The sequence below is a fragment of the Spirosoma sordidisoli genome (assembly GCF_004138325.1).
In the GTDB taxonomy this organism is placed as follows: domain Bacteria; phylum Bacteroidota; class Bacteroidia; order Cytophagales; family Spirosomataceae; genus Spirosoma; species Spirosoma sordidisoli.
Map to the genome: position 1 here is coordinate 313240 of NZ_SBLB01000007.1, position 22082 is coordinate 335321.

The 22082-nt window shown below is 56.6% G+C and carries 18 protein-coding genes; 5 read left to right on the forward strand and 13 right to left on the reverse strand.

Features of this window, described 5'->3' with window-relative positions; genetic code table 11:
- Window positions 1–8 precede the first annotated feature (8 nt).
- The 3 genes from ftsY to rpmG form a co-directional block, all read right to left on the reverse strand.
- The gene (gene ftsY, locus EQG79_RS23860; RefSeq protein ID WP_129604848.1) at window positions 9–965 is read right to left on the reverse strand and encodes a signal recognition particle-docking protein FtsY; all 957 of its coding nucleotides are present in this window, start codon (window positions 963–965) and stop codon (window positions 9–11) included.
- A gap of 218 nt (window positions 966–1183) precedes the next feature.
- Window positions 1184–1339, reverse strand: coding sequence for a DUF4295 domain-containing protein (locus EQG79_RS23865; RefSeq protein WP_012929818.1), 156 nt, complete (start codon window positions 1337–1339; stop codon window positions 1184–1186).
- A 93-nt stretch (window positions 1340–1432) separates the two neighbouring features.
- Window positions 1433–1618 carry a 50S ribosomal protein L33 gene (gene rpmG / locus EQG79_RS23870; RefSeq protein WP_012929817.1) on the reverse strand — a complete coding sequence of 62 codons (186 nt, stop codon included), beginning with the start codon at window positions 1616–1618 and terminating at the stop codon, window positions 1433–1435.
- A gap of 158 nt (window positions 1619–1776) precedes the next feature.
- Between rpmG and EQG79_RS23875 the strand changes: the two genes are divergently transcribed.
- On the forward strand, window positions 1777–2997 hold the full coding sequence (locus EQG79_RS23875; RefSeq protein ID WP_129604850.1) for an NADH-quinone oxidoreductase subunit D: 1221 nt from the start codon (window positions 1777–1779) through the stop codon (window positions 2995–2997).
- Here EQG79_RS23875 and hpt read toward each other — a convergent pair.
- Window positions 2994–3524: a hypoxanthine phosphoribosyltransferase gene (gene hpt / locus EQG79_RS23880; RefSeq protein ID WP_129604854.1), complete on the reverse strand. Its 531-nt coding sequence runs from the start codon at window positions 3522–3524 to the stop codon at window positions 2994–2996. The genes EQG79_RS23875 and hpt overlap by 4 nt on opposite strands.
- A gap of 128 nt (window positions 3525–3652) precedes the next feature.
- On the opposite strand from hpt, the gene EQG79_RS23885 reads away from it, so the two are divergent.
- Window positions 3653–4870 (forward strand): tetratricopeptide repeat protein, encoded by a 1218-nt coding sequence (locus EQG79_RS23885; RefSeq protein ID WP_077922124.1) that lies wholly within the window; start codon window positions 3653–3655, stop codon window positions 4868–4870.
- A gap of 75 nt (window positions 4871–4945) precedes the next feature.
- Here EQG79_RS23885 and EQG79_RS23890 read toward each other — a convergent pair whose 3' ends face one another.
- Window positions 4946–5416, reverse strand: coding sequence for an Lrp/AsnC family transcriptional regulator (locus EQG79_RS23890; RefSeq protein WP_077922123.1), 471 nt, complete (start codon window positions 5414–5416; stop codon window positions 4946–4948).
- Window positions 5417–5589: 173 nt separating this feature from the next.
- Complete coding sequence (locus tag EQG79_RS23895) at window positions 5590–5883, reverse strand: TIGR03643 family protein (protein ID WP_077922122.1); 294 nt, start codon at window positions 5881–5883, stop codon at window positions 5590–5592.
- Between the two features lie 161 nt (window positions 5884–6044).
- Here EQG79_RS23895 and EQG79_RS23900 point away from each other — a divergent pair, with 161 nt between their 5' ends.
- Both EQG79_RS23900 and EQG79_RS23905 read left to right on the forward strand, forming a co-directional pair.
- The gene (locus EQG79_RS23900) at window positions 6045–6209 is read left to right on the forward strand and encodes a DUF2256 domain-containing protein (protein WP_129604857.1); all 165 of its coding nucleotides are present in this window, start codon (window positions 6045–6047) and stop codon (window positions 6207–6209) included.
- 53 nt (window positions 6210–6262) lie between these two features.
- Complete coding sequence (locus EQG79_RS23905; protein WP_129604985.1) at window positions 6263–7930, forward strand: glycoside hydrolase family 10 protein; 1668 nt, start codon at window positions 6263–6265, stop codon at window positions 7928–7930.
- Here the strand turns inward: EQG79_RS23905 and EQG79_RS23910 are convergent.
- Entirely contained in the window at window positions 7927–9168 is a 1242-nt protein-coding gene (locus EQG79_RS23910; protein WP_129604860.1) for a 4-hydroxy-3-methylbut-2-enyl diphosphate reductase, read from the reverse strand. The two genes, EQG79_RS23905 and EQG79_RS23910, sit on opposite strands and share 4 nt — an antisense overlap.
- Window positions 9169–9292: 124 nt before the next feature.
- Between EQG79_RS23910 and EQG79_RS23915 the strand changes: the two genes are divergently transcribed.
- Window positions 9293–9823 carry a flavin reductase family protein gene (locus EQG79_RS23915; protein ID WP_077922118.1) on the forward strand — a complete coding sequence of 177 codons (531 nt, stop codon included), beginning with the start codon at window positions 9293–9295 and terminating at the stop codon, window positions 9821–9823.
- On the opposite strand, the gene EQG79_RS23920 is transcribed toward EQG79_RS23915, so the two are convergent.
- From EQG79_RS23920 to EQG79_RS23945, 6 genes are all read right to left on the reverse strand, one after another.
- The gene (locus tag EQG79_RS23920) at window positions 9824–11356 is read right to left on the reverse strand and encodes a GH3 auxin-responsive promoter family protein (RefSeq protein WP_129604863.1); all 1533 of its coding nucleotides are present in this window, start codon (window positions 11354–11356) and stop codon (window positions 9824–9826) included.
- Between the two features lie 98 nt (window positions 11357–11454).
- Entirely contained in the window at window positions 11455–12345 is an 891-nt protein-coding gene (locus EQG79_RS23925) for a glycerophosphodiester phosphodiesterase family protein (RefSeq protein WP_170315664.1), read from the reverse strand.
- Between the two features lie 38 nt (window positions 12346–12383).
- Window positions 12384–15908: a VCBS repeat-containing protein gene (locus EQG79_RS23930; RefSeq protein WP_129604864.1), complete on the reverse strand. Its 3525-nt coding sequence runs from the start codon at window positions 15906–15908 to the stop codon at window positions 12384–12386.
- Between the two features lie 73 nt (window positions 15909–15981).
- A complete protein-coding gene (locus EQG79_RS23935) occupies window positions 15982–17517 on the reverse strand; it encodes a RagB/SusD family nutrient uptake outer membrane protein (protein WP_077922115.1) in 1536 nt (511 codons plus the stop codon).
- 57 nt (window positions 17518–17574) lie between these two features.
- Window positions 17575–21069 (reverse strand): SusC/RagA family TonB-linked outer membrane protein, encoded by a 3495-nt coding sequence (locus EQG79_RS23940; RefSeq protein WP_077922114.1) that lies wholly within the window; start codon window positions 21067–21069, stop codon window positions 17575–17577.
- Window positions 21070–21087: 18 nt separating this feature from the next.
- Window positions 21088–22080: a FecR family protein gene (locus EQG79_RS23945; protein ID WP_077922113.1), complete on the reverse strand. Its 993-nt coding sequence runs from the start codon at window positions 22078–22080 to the stop codon at window positions 21088–21090.
- Between the last annotated feature and the right edge of the window lie 2 nt (window positions 22081–22082).

Consider the following 22082-nt stretch of genomic DNA (forward strand, 5'->3'; position numbering starts at 1 on the left):
CCGGTTTGTTATTTTTTGAAGAACGAATCGACAAACTCCATCTTGTTGAATGTCTGCAGATCCTCGATTTTTTCGCCCACACCAATGTACTTGACGGGTATTTTGAACTGGTCCGAAATGCCGATTACTACGCCCCCTTTAGCCGTCCCGTCCAGCTTGGTAATGGCCAGTGCCGACACTTCAGTAGCTTTGGTGAACTCGGTAGCCTGAATAAACGCGTTCTGTCCCGTCGACCCGTCCAGCACGAGCAACACCTCATGGGGCGCGTCGGGGGTTACTTTCTGCATGACCCGTTTGATCTTGGTCAGCTCGTTCATCAGATTCACTTTCGTATGCAGTCGGCCGGCGGTGTCGATAATGACCACATCGGCACCCATTTCGGTTGCTTTTTTCACGGCATCGTAGGCAACGGCCGAGGGGTCGGTATTCATCCCGTGTGAAATGACCGGCACGCCCACCCGGTCGCCCCAGAGCTTGAGCTGATCGACGGCGGCTGCCCGGAAGGTATCGCCCGCGCCCAGCACCACCTGTTTGCCCCTTTTGTGGAACTGAGCGGCCAGCTTGCCAATGGTGGTCGTTTTGCCGACACCATTCACGCCGACAACCATAATGACGTAGGGCTTGATCGAAGCCGGCAGCGCAAAATCGTCGGCCACGTCTACGGTATTGTTGCTGGCCAGGAGCCCGGCAATTTCTTCGCGCAGGATGCGGTCGAGCTCGTCGGTGCCCATGTATTTGTCGCGCGCCACCCGCTCTTCGATCCGTCGAATGATCTTAACGGTTGTTTCGACGCCCACGTCTGATGATACCAGCACGTTCTCGAGTTCGTCGAGTACTTCTTCGTCGACGGTGGCTTTGCCGACTACGGCGCGACCCAGCTTGGCGAAGAAGCTATCTTTGGTTTTCTCTAACCCTTTGTCTAGATTTTCTTTCTTTTCCTTCGAGAAAAAGCCGAATAAAGCCATAGTTCGTAGTGAATGAGTTGTCAGTTAGGGAGCCGATTCAGGGGTGCAAACAGCCCAACAGTCTACTGATTGGAGGGGTGTACTGGATTCTTACCTGCTAGTTAACTGATTTGCAACAAAAAAAGTCCCACCGGGCCGCGTGGGCTGGGGGGACTTCCTGAAATTTTGCGCAAACGGTCTGTGTCGCAGACAACAGGCCGTTGTAGCTGAGAGTGGGCCTAGCTTTTGAGGGCAGCCTGTACTTCATCAACCGGAACCATTTCTTCTTTGAAGGTATAAGCGCCGGTTTTGGGCGACTTAACGGCTTTGATAATTTTGGCGAACGCCTTGCCGTTGTCCTTCGTCTTCAGGGTTGCAACTACCTTTTTTGCCATGACAGATGGTTAGTTTAGGGTTTACGGTTTTCAGTTTTCGGAATGGGCAGCCTGTGAGCTCCACCGTAACCAGAAAACTATAAACCAGAAACCTTATTTAATTTCTTTGTGCAGCGTTACTTTCTTCAGGAACGGATTGTATTTCTTCCGCTCGATACGAGCCGGCGTGTTCTTCCGGTTCTTGGTGGTAATGTACCGGGACATGCCGGGTACACCGCTGTCTTTTTGCTCGGTGCATTCCAGAATAACCTGGATTCTATTGGCGCCTTTCTTTGCCATTGCTCAGTTCGTTTTCTCGATAAGGAGCGCAAAGGTACGAAATGGGTTTTATTCTCCCAATAGCCTGACAAGAAAAAGTAATGATTTGTAGTTGATTAGACGAGAGCCGGCGCTGATTTTTGACTTTAGACCGTCCACTGCCGACCTTTGAGGAGCTCATGACAACCCAAACCATCCAATACGAGTACGCGCCGGGTCATTTTCGGGCGTCAGAACCGGCGGTCTATCGCCCCGATATGCTGGCCGAAGGGGAGATGATTCTCAACATGGGGCCGCAGCACCCCTCTACCCACGGCGTACTGCGGCTGGAGGTCGTTACCGACGGCGAGATTATTGTCGATGTGGTGCCGCACGTGGGGTACCTGCACCGCTGTTTCGAGAAACACGCGCAGTCGCTGCCCTTCAACCAGGCGATTCCGTTCGTCGACCGGCTCGATTACCTGGCGGCCATGAACTGCGAACACGCTTTTGTCATGGGCGTTGAACGGATGCTGGGCATCGAAAACGACATCCCCAAACGAACCGAATACATCCGGGTACTGGTCGCCGAACTGAACCGCATTGCCGCTCACTTTGTCGGCATCGGCACGTATGCGCTCGACATTGGTGCCTACACCCCTTTTCTGTGGCTCATGCGCGATCGTGAGCATATTCAGCGGCTACTGGAATGGGTCAGCGGAGCGCGGATGTTGTACAATTACATCTGGATCGGGGGCTTGTTCTACGACCTGCCGGTTGGTTTCGAGGAGCGCTGCCGCGAATTCATAGCTTACCTGAAACCCAAGCTGGTGGAGTTGCAGCAACTGGTTATCGAGAACGAAATCTTCGTGAAACGAACGGCCAACGTTGGCGTCTTACCGTTAGCGGTAGCCATCAACTACGGCTGCACCGGCCCCATGCTCCGCGGATCGGGGCTGCGGTACGACCTGCGCCGGGTCGATGGCTATTCGGTCTATCCCGAACTGGCGTTCGATATTCCGATCGGGCAGGGCCAGATGGGAACCGTAGGCGACTGCTGGGACCGCAATAACGTTCGGGTGCTGGAGTGCCACGAGTCGATCCGGATCATTGAGCAGTGCCTCGATCAACTCACCGGCCCTCACAAACGCACCCGCGATTACGATCCGCAGGCGGTGGTGCCGAAGAAAATACGGCCGAAAGCGATGGATTTTTACGCCCGTGCCGAGAGCGCCAAAGGGGAACTGGGCTTCTTCTTCCGCACCGATGGTCGTGCCGATGTGCCGGTTCGCTGCAAGGCCCGGTCGTGCTGCTTTCACAACCTGTCGGTTATTGGTGAAATAGCCAGGGGGGCTATGCTGGCCGATCTGGTGGCTATAACGGGTTCGCTCGATCTGGTTATGGGCGAGGTCGATCGCTAGTCGGCCAGCACCAGAATATCTTTTGTGTTGCGGCCGAGTCCGTCGTAGTCGAGGCCGTAGCCCAACACGAACCGGTTTTCAATCTCGAAGCCGACATAGTCCAGGTGAAGGTCTTTCTGCAGCGCCGATGGTTTGTACAGCAGCGTCACCAGCGCCATAGACGCCGGATTGGCGGCCTGGAACTGTTCGCAAATGTCGGCCATGGTCAGACCCGTGTCGACGATGTCTTCCACGATGAGCACATGACGGCCTTCAATGGATTCATTCAGGCCCAGAATTTGTTTCAAATGGCCGGTTGAGGTGGTAGACGCATACGACGCTACCCGAATAAACGTGACCTCGCAGGGAATATCGATACATTTGAGCAGGTCAGCGGTGAATACTACGGCTCCGTTCAGTACACCGATGATCAGCGGCTGCCGGTCGGCATAGTCGCGGCTGATCTGGCTGGCCAGTTCCTGTACGCGGTTCTGAATAGTATCGGCGGCAATAAACGGGACGAAGGTTTTGTCCTTGATGGTTAGCATGATGACGTCGGCGAAGGTCAAAGATACGGCCAGTGCCGGAAAGGGGGCTAAATTTCAGTGAAAAATACGCACGAGCAAACGGACCGACACCCGTTTACGTTCATAGATTGATAACGAATCAATAACGAATGAAGAAGACTCTGTTGACGGTATGGCTGACGGCGCTGGCCTTTTTAGCGCAGGCGCAACTCTATGATCCGTCGGCGTTTGATAAAAAGTACGATGGTCTCCTCAAGCACCCGGGCGTGCAGATCGAATCGGCGGAGGCCATCAACCAGATGTACAACTTCAAGTTCTACGAAGCCGACAAGGAGTTTCGATGGCTGCGGGTGCGCTATCCGAAACACCCGATGCCGTATTTCATGATGGGGCTGGCCGAGTGGTGGAAAATTGTGCCGAATACCGACGTTACGGACTACGACAACCTCTGCCATGCTTACATGGACTCGACCATCATCCTGGCCGAGCGGCTGTACGACGAAAGCGACAACAAGCTGGAGCCTTCGTTCTTCCTGGCGGCTGCCTATGCGTTTAAAGGGCGGCTGTACTCGGAACGGAAAAAATGGGCCAAGGCGACCCTGGCCGGTAAAAACGCGCTCAAGTATTTCGACAAGTGCAAGGGCAATGCTGACTTCAGCCCCGAACTGCTCTTCGGCGATGGGATGTACAATTACTATTCCCAGTGGATTCCGGAGAATTACCCCATTCTGAAGCCTATTCTGATGTTTTTCCCAAAAGGAAACAAGCAGAACGGAATCAAACAGCTGGAAAAAACGGCCAATTCGGCTTTCTACACCCGTGTCGAGGCCCGGTACTTCCTGCTTCAGATCTACAGTATGGAAAACCAGTACGACAAGGCCTACGAGATGGCCAAATACATGTCGGAGCAGTATCCGGATAACCCGTTCTTTGAGCGGTATTATGCGCGGTCGGCCTTTGTGCAGGGGCGACTGGCCGAAGCCGAGCGGATTTCCAAAAGTATGCTGGAGAAAATTGCGCGCTCCCAATCAGGATACGAAGGCGTCAGCGGCCGAACAGCGGCTTATATTCTGGGATACATCAACCAACTGTTTCATAAAAACCTGCCCGAAGCTAAAAAATATTATCAGCAATCGATCGATTTTGCCCGGCAGACCAACGCTACGAACGCAGGCTACTACTGGTCATCGGTGCTGGCACTCGGAAAAATAGCGACGGAAGAGAAAAATTACGATCAGGCCCAGCTCTATTTCAAAGAGGTACTGGACAAGTCGGATCGGAAGTCGAGCCAGCACAAGGAAGCACAGAAGCTGCTCGATGAACAAAAGAAAGCCCGACGCGAAGAGCGCCGAAAGCGGAGAGGATAAACGAAGTGATGAGTTAAGGGTGATGAGCGATGAATTAATTGAACTTTGCTCATCGCCCTTAACTCATCACTCATATCAGGGTATTGGCAAGACTTTGCTTTCTTTGAAGGTCGACATGATCACCATCGTCTGGGTGCTGGCTACCTCGTCTATTTCATTGATCACATCCAGCATCAGCGCCTGATACGAGGCAATATCTTTGGCAATAACCTTCAGCAGAAAATCGCCCGAGCCGGTAATGTGGTGACACTCGATAATCTCAGGAATTTCGTTGGCTTTATCGACGAACGACATGGTCGTCTCCTTTTTGTGTCCCGTTAGCGTAACCATAACGAAGGTGGTAACGCCGAGTCCTACCTTTTCCCGGTTGAGCTGGGCGTGGTAGCTCTGGATAATGCCCGAGGTTTCGAGTTTTTTGACGCGCTCCAGGGTAGGAGCGGGCGAAAGTCCGATTTCTTTAGATAGTTGGGCGTTGGTAATTTTAGCGTTGGCTTGAAGAATTTCTAGTACGTTGCGATCTATCTGATCTAACTTCTGGCTCGACATAACAAGGTGATCTGTTTGAAACTTGGTTGCAGAACGGCGCAAATCTACTACCTTTAAAGATAAAATAGTCTAAAAAGATATTGGTTTTCTGCTATAGGCAGAATAAAGATTGCTGACCCGTTACTTTAGCGGTACAAAACTACGCTAATTCGTTCGGACGCCAAATTACCATTTCAGCGTTTGGCTATCTTATTATGCGTCACTACCCGTTGCTGATTTGACTTGAAACGGGCGTCATCAACGGCTGACCGGAGCGCGTGTTTGGTGGCCCGTCCCTGCACCCGCGCCCGCCACATACGCCACGACGACGGCTTCATTTCGCGACGCATGAGCGCAATAACGGCCTGCTCCGGCAAGCCAAACTGGGCTTCGATCGCGTCGAACGGCGTACGATCTTCCCAGGCCATTTCAACAATTCGGTCAATGTCGGCTTCGGTTAGCGCAGCGATCAGGTCGGTGTCTTTCATATACTTACAACCAAGTAGGAAGCGAAACGTTTGCGGTAATGGATTAGTAAGCCATTAAAAATAATCAGTCAGCCAGAGAGGCCTGACTTCAGGCTGTACGAATCGCCGAAAGGCTCCCAAAAGGCAGAAAACCTATCCCGCATAACCCGGGTTATTGGCGTATGAAGATGCGTAAGAAAGCCGACCTGCCCACCAAGATCTGCCCCGTATGCAACCGGCCTTTTGCCTGGCGAAAGAAGTGGGAACGCGATTGGGAGAACGTCGTTTACTGTAGCGATGCCTGCCGGGCCGCCAGTAAAAGAGGCCAGGTTCAGGCCGGAGCGTAAGACTTCTGGCTGTTCTGTCGTTATTTTGGGGCATTGATTTTTATGTCTCCATGATGCGTTCTGTTGCTTTTCTTTTCCTGCTGTTTTGTCTGGTCCTGGTACATGCCTGTCGTCGGCCCGAACCGGTCGTTACCAAAAAACCGGCTGGTCCTCCCGTAGCGGCCAAACCCGCTCCAAAACCAGCACCTCCTAAACCAAAACCGGCTCCGTCGGCCGTTCTCGTACCGGCCGATACGCTCGAAGACGATGTTCCGCTGATCGGGCCGGTGCCGCCCAAACGGGAGTTTCGGGCCGTCTGGATTGCAACGGTCGAGAATATCGACTGGCCCAGCAAAAAGGGACTGCCCGTAGCCGAACAGCAGCGGGAGATCGTCGAGATGTTCGATATGTATCAGCAGACGAACCTGAACGCGGTGGTGGTGCAGGTTCGGTCGGCGGCCGATGCGTTCTACGCACGCGGGTCAGAACCCTGGTCAGAATGGCTGACGGGGCAGCAGGGGCTGGCTCCCCAGCCGTTCTACGATCCGCTCGATTTCATGATCGAACAGGCGCACCAGCGGGGACTGGAGTTTCATGCGTGGTTCAACCTGGACCGGGCTACGTTCGGCAAAACGGCCAGTGTGGCGCCCAGCAATATTGTTTATCAAAAACCCCGCTGGATGCTGGAGTACGGCGGGCGCAAACTGTTCAACCTCGGCATTCCCGAAGTCCGGACCTACATTGCCGGTATCGTCGCCAACGTGGTGCGCGAATACGATGTAGATGGCATCCACTTCGACGATTATTTTTATCCCTACGCCATTGCCGGCCAGACCCTGCGCGACGACAGCACCTATCAGGCCAATTACAACGGCATGAAAAAAGCCGACTGGCGACGCGACAACGTGAACAAACTCGTGGCCGAGCTGCGCGACTCGATCCGGGCCAACAAACCCTGGGTCAAGTTTGGCATCAGCCCGTTTGGCATCTGGAAAAATCAGAGCAATGACCCCGATGGTTCCGCTACCAACGGTGGGCAGTCGTACTACGATCTGTATGCCGATACGCGTAAATGGATTCGGGATGGCCTGATCGATTACATCGTGCCGCAGGTTTATTTCAGTTCGGAGTTTACGCGGGTGCCCTATAAAACGCTGGTTGAGTGGTGGACGCGCAACTCGGGCAAATGCCATCTGTACATTGGTCACGGCGCCTACCGGGTTGGGCGCGGGTCGGAACGGGATCCGGGCTGGGCGCGGGCTACCGAGTTTCCCGATCAGATGCGCTACAACCGGCTCCAGCGCATTGTGCAGGGGAGCGTGTTCTTCAGCGCCAAAAATCTGAAGCTAAATCCGCTGGCCATCCGCGATTCGCTGCAAAGTAATTTCTACCGGCATCCGGCGCTGGTACCGCCCATGACGTGGCTGGATAGCATCGTGCCTCTGCCCCCGCGCGATCTCAAAGCCGCCGATACGCCCGAGGGGGTTGAACTGTTCTGGCAGCAGTCGGCCGAGGCCGAAGATGGCGACGGAGCCAGTGCTTACGTCATTTACCGGTTCGAAGGGCGCAAACCCCGCCTGCGGCTCGATGATCCTCGCTATATCGTGGCGCGTTGTCAGGGCGAATCGACAACGCGTTTTGTAGACAGGACCGCCGATCCTAAAAAGAAGTATGTGTACGCGGTAACGGCCCTCGACCGGCTCAACAACGAAAGCCGTGAGGTAACCATCCGGGTTCGCTAAACCATAAACTCGCTCATCACCTCGCCAACGGGCCGGGCATCCGGAAAGAAGCCAACCAGCCGGAGCAGTATGCCTTCTACCACCGCGTCGGGGCAGGAAGCTCCGCAGGTGAGCAGTACCGTTACCGGCCGATCGGGCTGCGTTGAAGCCGTCAGAAAATTTTCGGTTACGATCTCCTGTTTGGTGTGGTTGTCGAAATGCCGGATCAGGGTCTCTGACAGAATTTTCTGCTCCGACTCAATGAAGTAGGTCGGCAGTTTTTCGGCGCAGAGTTCAACGATATGCGAGGTGTTGGACGAGTTGTAGCCCCCGGCCACGATGGCAAAATCGGCTTCGTAGGTCAGCAGCGCGTAGGTGGCGTCCTGGTTGTCGTTCGTGGCGTAGCAGAGCGTGTCGCGGGTGTTGGCAAAGTGGGCGTCGATCTGGTCGGGCTGGAGCGCATACTGCCGGATCATAACCTGCTTGAGGTAGTCGGCAATGCCCTGCGTGTCCGAAGCCAGCATGGTTGTCTGGTTCACAACGCCGATGCGCCGAAGGTCGCGGCCCGGGTCGAAGCCGTCGGAGTACTGGCCTGCAAATTCGCTGAAAAACTCGGTCGCCGAGGCCTCGCCAGTGATGTAACGAGCCAGCCGCTGCGCCTGCGCCATGTCCTTTACTACTACCGTCGGGGCGGCTTCTTTACTGTGCGAAAAGGTAGCCCGCGTTTCTTCATGCGTCGGTTTACCGTGTACCACAACGGTATAGTTCTTCTGACCGATCTGCCCGGCTTTGTTCCAGACTTTCTCGACAAACGGGCAGGTTGTATCGTATTTCGCTACATCGAGGCCAATGGCCGCCAGCTGTTGCTGAATTTCGAGGGTAGTACCGAAGGCGGGTATAATGACTACGTCATCGGGCGTCAGTTCGGCCCAGTTCACGAGCTGATTGCCTTTCGTGTCCATCAGAAAGCGGACACCCCGGCTCTGCAGGTCGGCGTTCACATCGGGGTTGTGAATCATCTCGCTCAGCAGGAAAATGCGTTTGCCGGGGTTTTCGGCAATGGCTTTATAGGCGATCTCTACCGCATTCTCTACGCCGTAGCAGAATCCGAAGTGGCGGGCCACCAGAAACCGGACCGGACCGAAGTCGAGCACGGTAGGGGTAAAATCACGCTTGAGCTTGTCCCGTCTCCGCCGGAATTCTTTCAGGGGGGTAATGATGCTGCTGCGGTAGTACTCGGGAATATCGAACGATTTCATTCGGCAGTCGTTAGGGGTCAGCGTATGGTTGCCAACTTCACGTCAAAATTAACCAGACTCATAGAATCAACAATCAGGCTGGCTCCTTCGTTCTGCCAGCGGCCCCCCAATCCTACACGATCTTATGCCCAAACGCCTGCTGAAATACAAAAACTACGACGTTCACAGTATTACTACCATCACATCAGACGGTCAGAAAAACGCCAATATTGCAACCTGGGTGATGCAAACGGCCATGGGAGGAACGCACCTGGTGGTGGCACTTTACAAAACCGATTATACCATTGAGCTGGTGCGGGAAAGCGGTATCCTGAACGTCAACCTGCTGGCTACCGACCAGACCAGCCTGATCCGGAAACTGGGCCAGCAATCGGGCCGTCCAATCCAGGGTGGCCCAATCCAGGGCGGCCCTGGATTGGAAGGAAAAAGGAAACAAACGGATAAATTCCGAACGTTGCCGTATGCACTCGATGAGCGGGGTTGTCCGTATCTGACAGAAGCCATCGGGTACGCCCAGTGTCAGGTGCTGCACACGACCGATTCGGGCGATCACGAACTGTTCGTCTGCGCGGTGCTGAAGCAGGTGGTGCTCAATCCGGACAAAGCTGTGATGACCAACGACTTTATCAAAGAGAAGAAGCTGGTTCGGGGCTGATTATGACCAGTTTCCGACCGAGAACTGGCCCAGAATATCGTCGAGGTATTCGCGGGAGTTGGCCAGCCGCGGCACTTTGTGCTGACCGCCTATTTTGCCGCGCTGTTTCATCCAGGCATAGAACGTGCCGCGCGGAACAACGTGGATGCGGGGCTGTTTCAGCACGTAATTGTTGTAGCGCTTGGCGTCGTAGTCGGAGTTGATCTGCCGGAGGGTTTCGTCCAGAATCTGGTTGAACTGCTGCTGATCATGAGGGTCCTGCGCGAACTCGATAACCCACTCGTGGCAGCCGTTTTTTCCGTTACCCATATAAACCGGCCCGGCGGTATAATCGGCAATAACGGCGCCGGTAGCCTCGCTGGCGCGGGTGATAGCGGCTTCGGCATTTTCTACAATGACTTCTTCGCCGAAAGCGTTGATGAAATGTTTGGTTCGGCCACTGACCTTCAGTCGATGGGGGTAGAGCGACGTAAACCGAACCGTATCGCCAACGCGGTATCGCCACAGGCCACCATTAGTCGATACGACCAGGGCGTAATTTTTGTCAAGCTCCACTTCGTCGATGGTCAGGGCTTTGGGAAACGGCTTATCGGCCTCGGCGGCTGGCACGAACTCGTAAAAAATGCCGTAGTCGAGCATCAGCAGCATCTCCCCAACGCGCGTCAGATCGTCCTGAATGGCGAAAAACCCTTCCGATGCATTGTACACTTCCTGGTACCGAACCGAATCGGACGGGAAAATCTGCTGACGGAACAAATCGCGGTACGGTTGGAAATTGACAGCACCGTGAACGAACAGTTCAAAGTTGGGCCATACCTCCAGAATATTCGATTTGCCGGTCCGGGCCAGAATCTTATCGATCAGCACCAGCCCCCAGGTCGGCACGCCGAGCATACTGGTCACGTTTACCTGGGAGGTGACTTCGGCCATGCGCTCCAGCTTGGCTTCCCAGTCGTCCATCAGCGCTACGTCGATACCGGGGGTACGGATGGCCTGGGCCCAGCTGGGCAGGTTCTTCATGACAACTGCCGACACATCGCCCGCCACGCCGTTCGTACCGGTTGGGTTGGGGTGCAGGCTGCCGCCAATGGAGAGGCCTTTGCCTTCAAAGGTACGGGTATCCGGGTTGTTGGCTACGTACAGGGCCATCATGTCTTTACCCCCTTTAAAATGGCTTTCGTCGAGCGATTCGGGCGTAACGGGGATGAACTTGCTGCGGGCGTTGGTTGTACCCGACGACTTGGAAAACCAGCGCACCGGCGATGGCCAGAGCACTTTCTGTTCGCCCCGCATCACCCGCTCAATGTAGGGATACAGCTCTTCGTAGCTCGAAACCGGCACCTGCTGCTGAAAATCCGCCACCGTCCGGATCGACTGGTACTGGTGGGCCCGGCCCCATTCGGTTCGCCGGCCCGCTCGGATCAGCTGGTCAAACACCTTCTGCTGCACCGCTCCCGGGTGTTTTTTCATGGCTTCGATGCGCGGCAGTCGCCGTTCGAGAAGCCATTTGAGCGTTGTGTTCAGAAGGGTCATGGTGCCAAAATACGAAAAACCGACCTAAACCTATTGGTCAGTCATACAAACTTGAAAAGACGGGGGTTAGTTTGGACTACCCGGGTTGGCGAGGGTAGTCAGAGTCCTTTTGCCCGGTCTGGATAATCGGTAATCAACCCATCGACACCCCAGGCTTTCAGCCGCTCCATGTCGTCGCGCTGGTTTACCGTCCAGGGAATTACGTTGATCTTCTGTTCGTGCAGCCGGGCAATTTTATCCTGGCTCAGGAGTCGGTAATAAGGGCTGTAGATATCGGGTTTGAAGCCCAGCTCTTCGAGGTTTTTTTCGGGACTACGCAGGTTTTCGACCAGGGCGGCCAGCCTGACGCGGGGATAAACGCCGGCCGCTGCCTGCTGCTGCCAGTGCTTCAGAATGGCGAAATCGAAGCTTTGTATAGTCACCCGATCAGCGGGTAGCTGCTTCTTCAGGATGGCCTGCACCAGGTCGCAGAAGGCCGCCGGCTGGGGTTGGCTTTTATCGTATTCCGACGACTCGCTTTTCAGCTCGATGTTGTACGAGAAAGCGGGCCCTTTATTTACTTTTCGGTAGGCTTCGGCCCGTTCGATTACCTCGCTCAGCAACGGCTTGTAGGTGTTCAGTTTCTGCTGCTCCGGGTAGGCCGAATTGCCGTTCGATCCGACGTCGTATCGCTTTATGTCGGCGTAGTTCATCTGGTACAGGATCAGGCTCTTCTGCTCGCTCTTGCTGACCGGCGTGCCGTCGGGTTTGATACTGAAAGCTGCGTTGAAATACGGCTCATGCGACACAACTACCTGACGATCCTTACTGATAACAACGTCCATTTCGAGGGTTGTAACGCCCAGGTCGAGGGCTTTCAGAAAAGCAGGAACCGTGTTTTCGGGCATCAGTCCCCGACAGCCGCGGTGGCCCTGCAAGTCGAAAGCCGGGGGGGCGGGGTCAACAAAAGCAGTAGCAGCCATGCAAAACAGAACCAGGATGAAACGCATAAACTAGTAGGTTGATCTGCCAAATGTACGGTTTCCGTTTAATTGGATCGCTCTCTGACCACCCGCGACGACTGCGAAAGATAGCCCCCGCCCCAGCCGGATTCAGGCAGCCGCTGGCCCGGTTTTGCCGCCTTGTCAGTACCGGCCTGGCGCCGGTATCGGATGGAATGATCAGCCAGTTGATACGCACGCAGGGGGCCATTGTTCTGGGTCGACACGTACAGCAGCTGCCCACTGGCCAGCAGCACAGCCCCCATCGCCTTGGCGTCACCATCGACCAGCAGGCCGGACTGGGCGGGCCGGAGCGGTTTCCAAGTACCCTGGCGCCCACCCAGCAGACAGAGGCCAAGGCCGGCATCCTGATACCCGGACAGGACTTCGGTGGCGTAGTCGTTGCCGATGGTGAGCAGGTCCAGCTGATTGTCGCGGTTGAGGTCGGTAGCCAGCGTTCCGAAGATAGGCGAGAACTGCGCTTCGGTGGGAAGCGGTTGCAGCAACAGCGTGCCGTTCCTGTTCTCGATATAGGCCGACGCCAGGTAGGTTGCCTGCCGGGTCATAGACTGGGCGCGCTCATCGCTGGTAAGCAGGTCGGGCAGGGTGAGTTTACCATAAGCCGCGTAGGAGGTCATCCGCTTCTTGAACGAAGGAATCTGGTCGATCAGGGCGTCGCGCGGGTGGAGCGGGTATTCCCTGTCGCCGTTGAACAGGCTGATGATGGGGTCGAGCGAGCCGTTTTTGTCGTAGTCGGCCGCGTAGACGGAGATGGGATGGCCGGGAGGTGCCTGCATTCGGCTGTTCAGACCCAGATTACCAGCTATGTAATCCAGATCACCGTCGTTGTCGAAGTCGCCGGGGGTGAGGCTGTTCCAGAAACCGGTAGCTGCCTGCAGGGCAGGTTGCTGAGCAGCCTGGTTCACGAGCGAACGCCCCTGCTTATTCCGGTACAGCGTGATGGGCATAAATTCGCCAGCCAGCAACAGGTCGGGCCAGCTGTCTTTGTCCACATCGGTCCATAAAGCGGCACAGACCAGACCCGCCCGGGCTAAACCGGGGGCCAGCTGGTCGGTAACGTCGGTAAACCGAACTGTTGGCGAAGACCGGGCACCTGCCGGAGGGGCGCTGTCGTTTCGGAGTATGTAACTGCGGGCTGCTTCGGGATACCGTTGGGGTACAACCCGCCCGCCAATGAACAAATCCAGGTCGCCATCCTGGTCGTAGTCGGCGGCCAGCACGCAGGAGCCGCTGGCCGTAGTCGGGGGAAGGGCACTGGCCGACGCCCGGAAGTGGCCGCGCCCGTCGTTCAGGTACAGGCTGTCCTGATACAGGGTTTTGTTCTGGCCAAACTCGGTGCTGCCGTGTACGGCATACAGATCCAGATCGCCGTCGCGGTCGGCGTCGAACAGCAGTACACCCGTTTCTTCGGGGATTTTTGCGGGTCGGTCGCGCCGGACAAACGGGCCGCTGGCCTGCTGCAGAAAAAAAGTACCACCCCGGTTGGCCGCTCCGGCAAGGTACAGATCGTCGAGCCCGTTGCCGTCGACGTCGCCCACGGCCAGCCCCGGGCCGATCTGCGAATGTTTGCGGGGCAGGGTGGCCTGCTGCTGTTTATAATCGACAAAGTCGTCTTCCTGATGCTGGTAGGTTAGCCCAAGCGCCTGCGTAACGTCGGTGAGCAGGGGTTGGGCGTGAGTCTGTAGCTGCATAAACGAAGCCGGCTGCGGCCGGGCCTGCTGCTGGTTGAGGGTCAGCGTCTGGTTGACCGGCAGGTTCCGCAGCGTCTGGCCACTGCCGCCCGGCCACCAGATCCGCAGCGAGTCGATCCGTTGGGCCGGTCCCAGGCCGATGTGCAGTTCCGACTCGACCGACGACTGGTAGCCACGCTGGCGTGTGTGTTCGAGGTAATGGCATTGTCCGCCCGCCCAGACGGCTACTTTAGCACCCAGCCCTTCGCGATTGCCCGGCCTGCCAACCAGGCTGATGCGTAGAAAGTGATGCGTAGTGGAGTCGGCAGCGGTTTCGGTCGTTTGGTTCCGGTAGAGAAAGGCCTCACCATTGATATTATTCATAACCAGGTCGAGGTCGCCGTCGTCGTCGAAATCGGCATAAGCCGTCCCGTTGGTGAACGAGTGCTCCGAGAGGCCCCAGCCGGAGGTAACGTCGGCAAAATGGAGGTTGCCCTGGTTGTGAAAGAGGAAATTAGGCTTGTCGACCGGTTCCAGGTCGGCAATGCGTTTGAGCAGGCTGGCGCGCCGGTCGTTGTCGGAGCCAAAGGTACCTTCGTCGCGGTTGTAGCTCGTGAAATCCAGGTCGGTGATGTCTTTGCGGTAGCCGTTAGTGATCAGCAGATCGCGCAGCCCATCGTTATCCAGATCGGCCAGTAACGCGCTCCAGCTCCAGTCGGTGGCCGACGTACCCGCCAGGTAGCCAATATCGGAGAAATGGGGCAGAGGACTCGGCGCCGGTTCTCCCGCTACCGGCTCTGCTACCCCCCCGCGGTTGAGCTGAAGCATGTTGCGGACATACTGGGGCTGGTAGCCCAGGCGCCGGGCCAGCTGAAACCGGTCGTAGGGAATGCTGGAGAACATGGTCTTCTGCCGGAGGTTATCGTTGGGCATCATATCAACAACCGCCAGATCGGTCAGTCCGTCGTTGTTGATGTCGGCCATGTCGGCGCCCATGCTGTTGTGGCTCTGGTGTTTGAGCAGCCGGGCAATCTGGTTCTCGAACCCGCCCTGCCGGTTGTTGATGAGCCAGACATCGTTGGACTGAAAATCGTTGGCAACGTAGATGTCGGGCCAGCCATCCAGGTTGATGTCGTTGACCACCACGCCCAGCCCCCAGCCTTCATGAACCAACCCGGCCTGATCCGAAACATCCGTGAAGCGAAGCGGGCCACCGGCCGGGGTGTCGTTGCGGAACAGCTTGTCGCGGCTGCGGGCACGTCCCTGGTTTTGCGGACCGCTTACGGTATTACGATTATAAATTTCCAGCGCGTTGGTCAGCAGGAACATATCCTGATCGCCATCCTGGTCGTAGTCCAGCCAGGTGGCCTGCGTCGAATAGCTCGAATCGGCCAGTCCGGCGGCCTGGGCCATCTCGCGAAACTGTGGAATACCGTCGGCGTTGTTGCCGGTGTTGATAAAGAGCAGGTTCGGTACGGATCGGTTGCGGTCGGGGTGGATGGTGGAGATGTACAGGTCCTGCCGCCCGTCCTGGTTGACGTCGGCTACCGATACGCCCGTACACCAGCTGCGCGTTTCTACCCCCGCTGGGCGGGTTACGTCTTCAAACGCAAAGTTGCCCCGGTTCAGGTACAACTGGCTCGACACCTGATTACCCGCGAAGAAAACGTCGGGCCGCCCGTCGCCGTTGAAATCGCCCACGCCTACGCCCCCGCCGTTGTAGATGTATTCGAACTCAAGGACGTTGAGCGAATCGGTTTCGGTGATGGTGTTGGCAAATCGAATACCGGTCTGACTGGCCGTCATCCGATCGAAGCGGGCGGTTCTGGACTGGCACCCGGCTAACCAGGCCGCAAAAACGATGAAGAGCAGTAAGCGCATAAGGCAATATAGGCGTACAAAAGCCTTCCCCGGCTGGAGAAGGCTTTTGTAGCGGCACGAAATGAAAGATAACTTAATAACCGGGGTTCTGATCCTGCTGGCTCAGACGGGCGTTGTTGTCCAGCTCCTGTTGCGGAATGGGCAGCAGCTCCTGCCGGTTTCTTACGAAGTAGGCAATAGGCTCGGTGGCGAGCTTGTTTTGGGCTCTCCAGCGCAGGATGTCGCGGTTCCGAATCTGCTCGCCCGCCAGTTCGACCCGGCGTTCGTGGACAATGGCCCGGAATACTTCGTTTTTGCTGTTGACCGGGTAATTGGTGGTCGGGTAGGCAGGCATCGCTACGCTCGGGCGGGTCCGGACCTGGTTGAGCAGCGCAATGGCCGCAGCGGTGTTGCCAGCTTCGTTTTCGCACTCGGCCATGCCCAGCAGTACGTCGGCGTAGCGGATGATTTTCATGTTGATCCCCGACGTGTAGAACGTCTCGGCGTTTTTGTAGAGCGCTGTATACTTCCGCCAGCTCACTTTCTGGCTTACCCCGTTGAACACTTGCGCATTGCCCTGAACATCGGCGTCGGCCAGTACACGGGTGCCATTGTTGAACGAGTCACCGATGAAGTAGAAGTTGAACTTGAGCCGTGGGTCGGTTTTGGCATCGCCCTTCGCTGTATTCTCGAATTCGGCCAGCAGCGAAGCCGACGGGATCAGGTTACGCCAGCCGATGGGGCTATACTCCTGACTGCGGGTGGTCGTTTCGTTAGCTCCGCCGTCGTTCCCGTCGCCGTCCCAGTTAAAGTCGCCAATTCTGGAGAAGCCGATCTCGAAAACCCCTTCGGCGTTGAACTTGCTTTCTTCCGTAAAATTATCCGTGTACTGATCGATCAGTCGGTACTGGCCCGAGCTGATTACCTTCTGAAACTGCGTACGAGCATTGGCGTAGTCGCCTTTCTGCATGTAGGCGCGTCCCAGCAGAGCCGCAGCTGCACCCGACGTGGCCCGTCCGAGGTCGTTACCGCTGTAGGAAGCGGGCAGGTCAGCCTGGGCAGCAGTCAGATCGGCAATGATGGCGGCATACACTTCATCGACAGAGGCTCGGGGCTTGGTGCCGTCAACCGCCGTAACAACGCTGGTATAGAGCGGCACCCCGCCCCACAACGTAACCAGCTCAAGATAGGCCAGTCCCCGCAGAAAACGGGCTTCGCCAACAGCCCGTTTGGCCAGGGTTGGGTTATCGTTGACCGTAGCTCCGTTATCGATAACGACGTTGGCCCGGTGGATGGACCGGTACAGCCCGTTCCAGACGGCGGCCGATACCGCGTTGTTCGGCAGCTGGGCGCCAATCAGAATCTGGTTACGGGGCGCTTCCAGCTGGCCACCGCCCGTTGCCATGTCGTCGCTGCGGAGGTCATGGGTGAAGAACCACTCGCGCCCGGTCAGGTTCAGACTTTGCCAGATGGCATAGACCGAGTTCACGCCGGAAACGAGCTGACTACCCGTTTTGTAGTAGATTTCGGTAGTTACCTGGTTGGGGTTGATCTTGTCCAGGCTACTGGTGCTACAGCCCATCAACAGGCTGAGGGCGACAACGCTGGTTGTTATATATTGACGATTCATTTCTGTAAGTAATTTATGGAAATGGCTGCTACTCTGTTTGTTGTGTGTACTTAGTCATTAAAAGCCGAGCTGAAGGCCAATCGTCATGGTACGAGCCTGCGGGAACTGACCGTAATCGACGCCGTTGGTCAGCGTTGCGTTGGCCCGTGAACCCACTTCAGGATCATAGCCTGTATACTTAGTAAACGTCAGAAGGTTAGTGGTTGATACATACAACCGGGCCCGGCTGAGCGTTCCGCGCGACCAGCTCTGCAGCATACCACCCGGCAGGTTGTAACCCAGGCTCAGGTTCTTCAGGCGCAGGTACGAACCGTCTTCCAGGAAACGATCCGACGTCCGGGTGTTGCCGTTCGGGTCACCGCTGACCGCACGGGGGATGTCAGTGTTGGTGTTCTCGGGCGTCCAGGCGTTGAGTACGCCGGTGCCGGCATTGAACAGCCGCAGCATACCTTCGGTCAGCACTTTCGTTCCGTTATAAATTTTGTTGCCCTGTACACCCTGGAAGAACAGCGCCAGGTCGAAATTGCGGTAGTTGGCATTGAAGTTAAAGCCGTAGTTGAACTTAGGCAGGAAGCTACCCAGGTTCACCCGGTCGCTGGCATCGATCGTGCCGTTACCGTCGACGTCAACAAACCGGACATCGCCGGGTTTCGCATTCGGCTGGCTGGCGCCCGACGTGACCTCGCCCGTGTTCTGGTAGATACCGGCCACTTTCCAGCCGTAGAACGACTGAATAGGCTCGCCGGCCACGGTGCGGGTAATGTCGTTGCCGCCGAAGTCGGCGTTCAGACCGGCAAACAGTGGCGATACGTTGGGGCCGAGGCTCAGCACCTTGTTACGGATGGCGCTCAGGTTGGCCGATGCGTTGTACCGGAAAGCGCCCTTCTGTTTGTTATAGCCCAGCTGCAGCTCCAGACCCTGGTTGCGCATGTTGCCGATGTTGACAATGGGCGACTGCGAATAGCCGATCGAGGGCGCAATGGGCTGGGGCAGAATAAGCCCGTCGGTATTCCGGATAAAGTACTCGGCTGTCAGGGTAATGCTGTTGTTGAACAGGCCCAGATCGACGCCCACGTTGCTCATTTTGGTGATTTCCCACTTCAGCGAGGTGTTGCCCAGACGATCGTAGAAAACCCCCTGCGTACGGACACCACCCAGAACGGCGTTGGTGTTCTGCGCCACCGCAACCTGCCAGTCGTAGTCGCCGATGCCGTTGAAGCCCAGCGAGCCATAGCTGGCCCGTAGTTTCAGTTCCGAGATAGCCGGCACATTCTTGATGAACGACTCCTCGCTGATTCGCCAGCCTACCGAAGCCGATGGGAAGTTACCCCACTTGTTGCCCGGAGCGAACTTCGACGAGCCGTCGCGCCGGATCGATGCGCTCAGCAGGTACTTGCCGCCGTATTCGTAGTTGACCCGGCCCAGATACGACAACAGGACGTTCTGGTTACGGCCACCCTGCAGACCCACACTGGTCGGCGACAGGGCCGAGATCTCCCGGATGTCGTTGGAAGGGGCCTGGCCGCTGCCGTTCAGGAAGTTGGAGTTGGCAGCCTGGCGCTCAGCTACCGCCACGGCGTTGAGGCTGTGTTTGCCAAAGGTGCGGTCGTAGGTCAGCTGGTTAGAAATCAGGGGCGATACGTAAACGTTGCGGTTGTCGGCGATCGTGGCCTGGGTGCGGGCGTTGAAGCTTTCGCTGTAGATGGGCTGGAAGGTAAAGTCGCGGTTCGACACGTAATCGACACCGCCCCGAATCCGGTAGGTCAGCCCTTCGATCAGCTTCACATCCAGATACGCGCTACCGAGCAGTTTGAACTGCTGGGAGTTGGTCCGATCCTGCAGCGCGGCCCGAACCGGGTTTTGCGGGTCAGACGCGTCTGCGCCATCGGGACCCCGATAGCCGCCGGGCAGGAAAGGATCCGTAACCGGTATGTAAGGCGTCATTCTGATCATATTCTGCACCTGCGTACGGCCGCCGGCGCTCACCTCACCATAGCGGTCACTGTAGGCCAGGGTCAGAGCCTGACCAAACGTGAACCGCTTGCTAATCGTATGGTCCGAGTTGAGCCGGAAGTTACCCCGCTTGTAGTTTGTACCGATCATGATCCCATCCTGGGTGAAGAACCCAACCGACGACAGGAACCGGGACCGCTCGTTACCACCCGACAGCTGAATGCTGTGCTGCTGAATAGCGGCATTCCGGAATACTTCATCCTGCCAGTTGGTGTTGGTCTGCGCGTAGGTCTGGGTAGCGCCCGTGTAGATGGGGTCGTTCATATTCAGGAAGCGACGGGGCCGCGCATCTACCGGCGGGCGGTTGGCCGCCAGGGCCGCATCATTCTCTGCATTTTGCAGCAGTGCCGTACCAAATTGCAGATACTGGTCGGTATTGAGCAGGTCGAGTTGCCGCCAGGCGCTCTGAACACCGGCGTAGCCGTCGTAGCTCACATGGAGCCGACCGTCGGCTTTGCCACGTTTGGTGGTGATGACGATAACCCCGTTGGCCGCCCGCGATCCGTAGATGGCGGCTGCACTGGCATCTTTCAGCACATCCACCGACTCAATATCCCGTGAATCGAAGTTGTTGAGGTCGCCGGTCGGGAAGCCATCGATGACGTAGAGCGGGTTAGAGGCAAACAGAATGGAGCCGATACCCCGGATGCGCACGATGGGCGACTCGCCGGGCGAACCGTTGTTCACAACGCTTACCCCCGGAACCCGGCCCTGAATGGCGCTTTCGATGCTGGGAACGGGAAGTTGCGTTACTTCCTGCGCGGAGATCGATGAAATAGCGCCCGTTACCGAGGCCCGTTTCTGGGTACCGTAACCAACAACAACTACCTCCGACAGCGCTTTCACGTCGTCGAGTAAGGTAACTGAAACCTGGCTGCGATCGCCAACCGGCACTTCCTGCGACACGTAGCCGACAAAGCTGAATACCAGTACCCCACGAGCCGGTACGTTGATGGTAAAGTTACCGTTGGGGTCAGTGGTAGTACCCCGGTTGGTGCCTTTCACCAGAACGCTGACGCCCGGTATACCCTGGCCGGTTTTGTCAATTACTCGTCCGCTGATATCGGCCAGAGGCTGGGAGGAGGTGGTAGTCCAGCCGATCTGTTCCAGTTTATCGAGCGTTCGCGACGGTATGCCCGTAGCTTCGGCGGGCTGGCTGGTGCCGGTCTGTACCTGTTCGATTTTCCGAAAAAGCCGGGGCTGTTTGTCTTTATTCGAAACGATGGCGTAGAAATTAGGCTGTATTTTCCGGAACGAAAGATCTTTTCCGGCCAGCAGCGTCGTGAGTTCGGTTTCCAGATTATTGACAGCATGGCGGCCCACCAGCACCTTGGTTTCGACCAGGCTGGATGGGTAAATAAATGATACGCGATAGCGTTGCTCCAGTTCGGTCAGCGCGTTCCGAAGCGTAAGCATGCGGGTGTCGCTCGCTCTGGCCTGTAAACTGGTGTACCGACTCGTTGACGCGAGCAGCTGTGCTCTGACCGATCCAATTCCGATCAGCAACAACAGCCACAGGGTAGATAGTATTTGCTTCATAACAGATTAATTGATTGATTATTGAATGAGTATTTGGTTGCCTTTCCGCGTGATACGCAGATCGAACAGGGTGGATAGGCCGTTCAGGATGGTCTCTACGGAGTTGTTGGGCACGCTGCCCGACAGGGTTTGCCGGCCCAGCTCCGGATTGGTAATAACGACGTCGACACCGTACGTTTCCCGCAGCATATCGGCCACTTCCTGCAGGGTGGTATCCTCGAAGCGGAGTTTGTCGGCCTGCCACGACGACTGTACCGCCGGGTCGACCCGTTTTCGGTAGTAAATCCGCTTGTTGATATCGGCGAAGACCAGGTCGCCGGGACGCATGATCAACTTCTCTTTAGCGCGTTTACCAACGTCGAGCCGGATTTTCCCATTAGTCAGTACCACTTTAGCCCGGCTGGCGCGGGCCAGCACGTTGAACTGCGTGCCAAGCACCTCGATGTTGAGCTTGTTGGGGAGGTGAACAACAAAGCGCTCGTGGTTTTGCTGGTGGGTAACCCGGAAGAAGCCTTCGCCATCGAGCCATACTTCGCGCGCCTGGCCAGGGCGCCACTGTTCGGCAAGCCGCAAGCGACTGTTGCCGTTCAGCGTTACAACGGAGCCATCGGAGAGGGTGAGGGTGCGAATTTTCCCGAAGGGCGTCTGGTGGGTCAGCTCGGCGGGCTGGCGCTGATTATATAGCCAGAAACTGCCGAGTGCGATCAGCAGGGCACCCACAAACACAGCCGCCCAGCGCATAGGCTGTCGCCAGCTGGTCAATGGTCTGATAGCTAGAGTTGGCTGGGCAGATAGTGATTGCCGGGCTTCGTTCAGGCGTTGCCAGAGCGGGTCCGCTGCCGGAGCTGAAAGGGGTGAGGTAGTTTGCCAGCTGGGCTGACCCAACTGCTTATCGAGTCGGTTTGCCAGGTACGCACGGCCCTCATCTGTATTGAACCAGGTCAGAACACGCTGGGCTTCTTCGGGCGTAATCTGGTTGGCAAAATACCGATTGAGTACATCGTCTGTCATAG

Excerpts from the sequence above, each read along its gene's own strand:
- ftsY (WP_129604848.1), bottom strand. The coding sequence starts at position 965 with ATGGCTTTATTCGGCTTTTTCTCGAAGGAAAAGAAAGAAAATCTAGAC.
- EQG79_RS23865 (WP_012929818.1), bottom strand. The coding sequence starts at position 1,339 with ATGGCAAAAAAGGTAGTTGCAACCCTGAAGACGAAGGACAACGGCAAG.
- rpmG (WP_012929817.1), bottom strand. The coding sequence starts at position 1,618 with ATGGCAAAGAAAGGCGCCAATAGAATCCAGGTTATTCTGGAATGCACC.
- EQG79_RS23875 (WP_129604850.1), top strand. The coding sequence starts at position 1,777 with ATGACAACCCAAACCATCCAATACGAGTACGCGCCGGGTCATTTTCGG.
- hpt (WP_129604854.1), bottom strand. The coding sequence starts at position 3,524 with ATGCTAACCATCAAGGACAAAACCTTCGTCCCGTTTATTGCCGCCGAT.
- EQG79_RS23885 (WP_077922124.1), top strand. The coding sequence starts at position 3,653 with ATGAAGAAGACTCTGTTGACGGTATGGCTGACGGCGCTGGCCTTTTTA.
- EQG79_RS23890 (WP_077922123.1), bottom strand. The coding sequence starts at position 5,416 with ATGTCGAGCCAGAAGTTAGATCAGATAGATCGCAACGTACTAGAAATT.
- EQG79_RS23895 (WP_077922122.1), bottom strand. The coding sequence starts at position 5,883 with ATGAAAGACACCGACCTGATCGCTGCGCTAACCGAAGCCGACATTGAC.
- EQG79_RS23900 (WP_129604857.1), top strand. The coding sequence starts at position 6,045 with ATGAAGATGCGTAAGAAAGCCGACCTGCCCACCAAGATCTGCCCCGTA.
- EQG79_RS23905 (WP_129604985.1), top strand. The coding sequence starts at position 6,263 with ATGCGTTCTGTTGCTTTTCTTTTCCTGCTGTTTTGTCTGGTCCTGGTA.
- EQG79_RS23910 (WP_129604860.1), bottom strand. The coding sequence starts at position 9,168 with ATGAAATCGTTCGATATTCCCGAGTACTACCGCAGCAGCATCATTACC.
- EQG79_RS23915 (WP_077922118.1), top strand. The coding sequence starts at position 9,293 with ATGCCCAAACGCCTGCTGAAATACAAAAACTACGACGTTCACAGTATT.
- EQG79_RS23920 (WP_129604863.1), bottom strand. The coding sequence starts at position 11,356 with ATGACCCTTCTGAACACAACGCTCAAATGGCTTCTCGAACGGCGACTG.
- EQG79_RS23925 (WP_170315664.1), bottom strand. The coding sequence starts at position 12,345 with ATGCGTTTCATCCTGGTTCTGTTTTGCATGGCTGCTACTGCTTTTGTT.
- EQG79_RS23930 (WP_129604864.1), bottom strand. The coding sequence starts at position 15,908 with ATGCGCTTACTGCTCTTCATCGTTTTTGCGGCCTGGTTAGCCGGGTGC.
- EQG79_RS23935 (WP_077922115.1), bottom strand. The coding sequence starts at position 17,517 with ATGAATCGTCAATATATAACAACCAGCGTTGTCGCCCTCAGCCTGTTG.
- EQG79_RS23940 (WP_077922114.1), bottom strand. The coding sequence starts at position 21,069 with ATGAAGCAAATACTATCTACCCTGTGGCTGTTGTTGCTGATCGGAATT.
- EQG79_RS23945 (WP_077922113.1), bottom strand. The coding sequence starts at position 22,080 with ATGACAGACGATGTACTCAATCGGTATTTTGCCAACCAGATTACGCCC.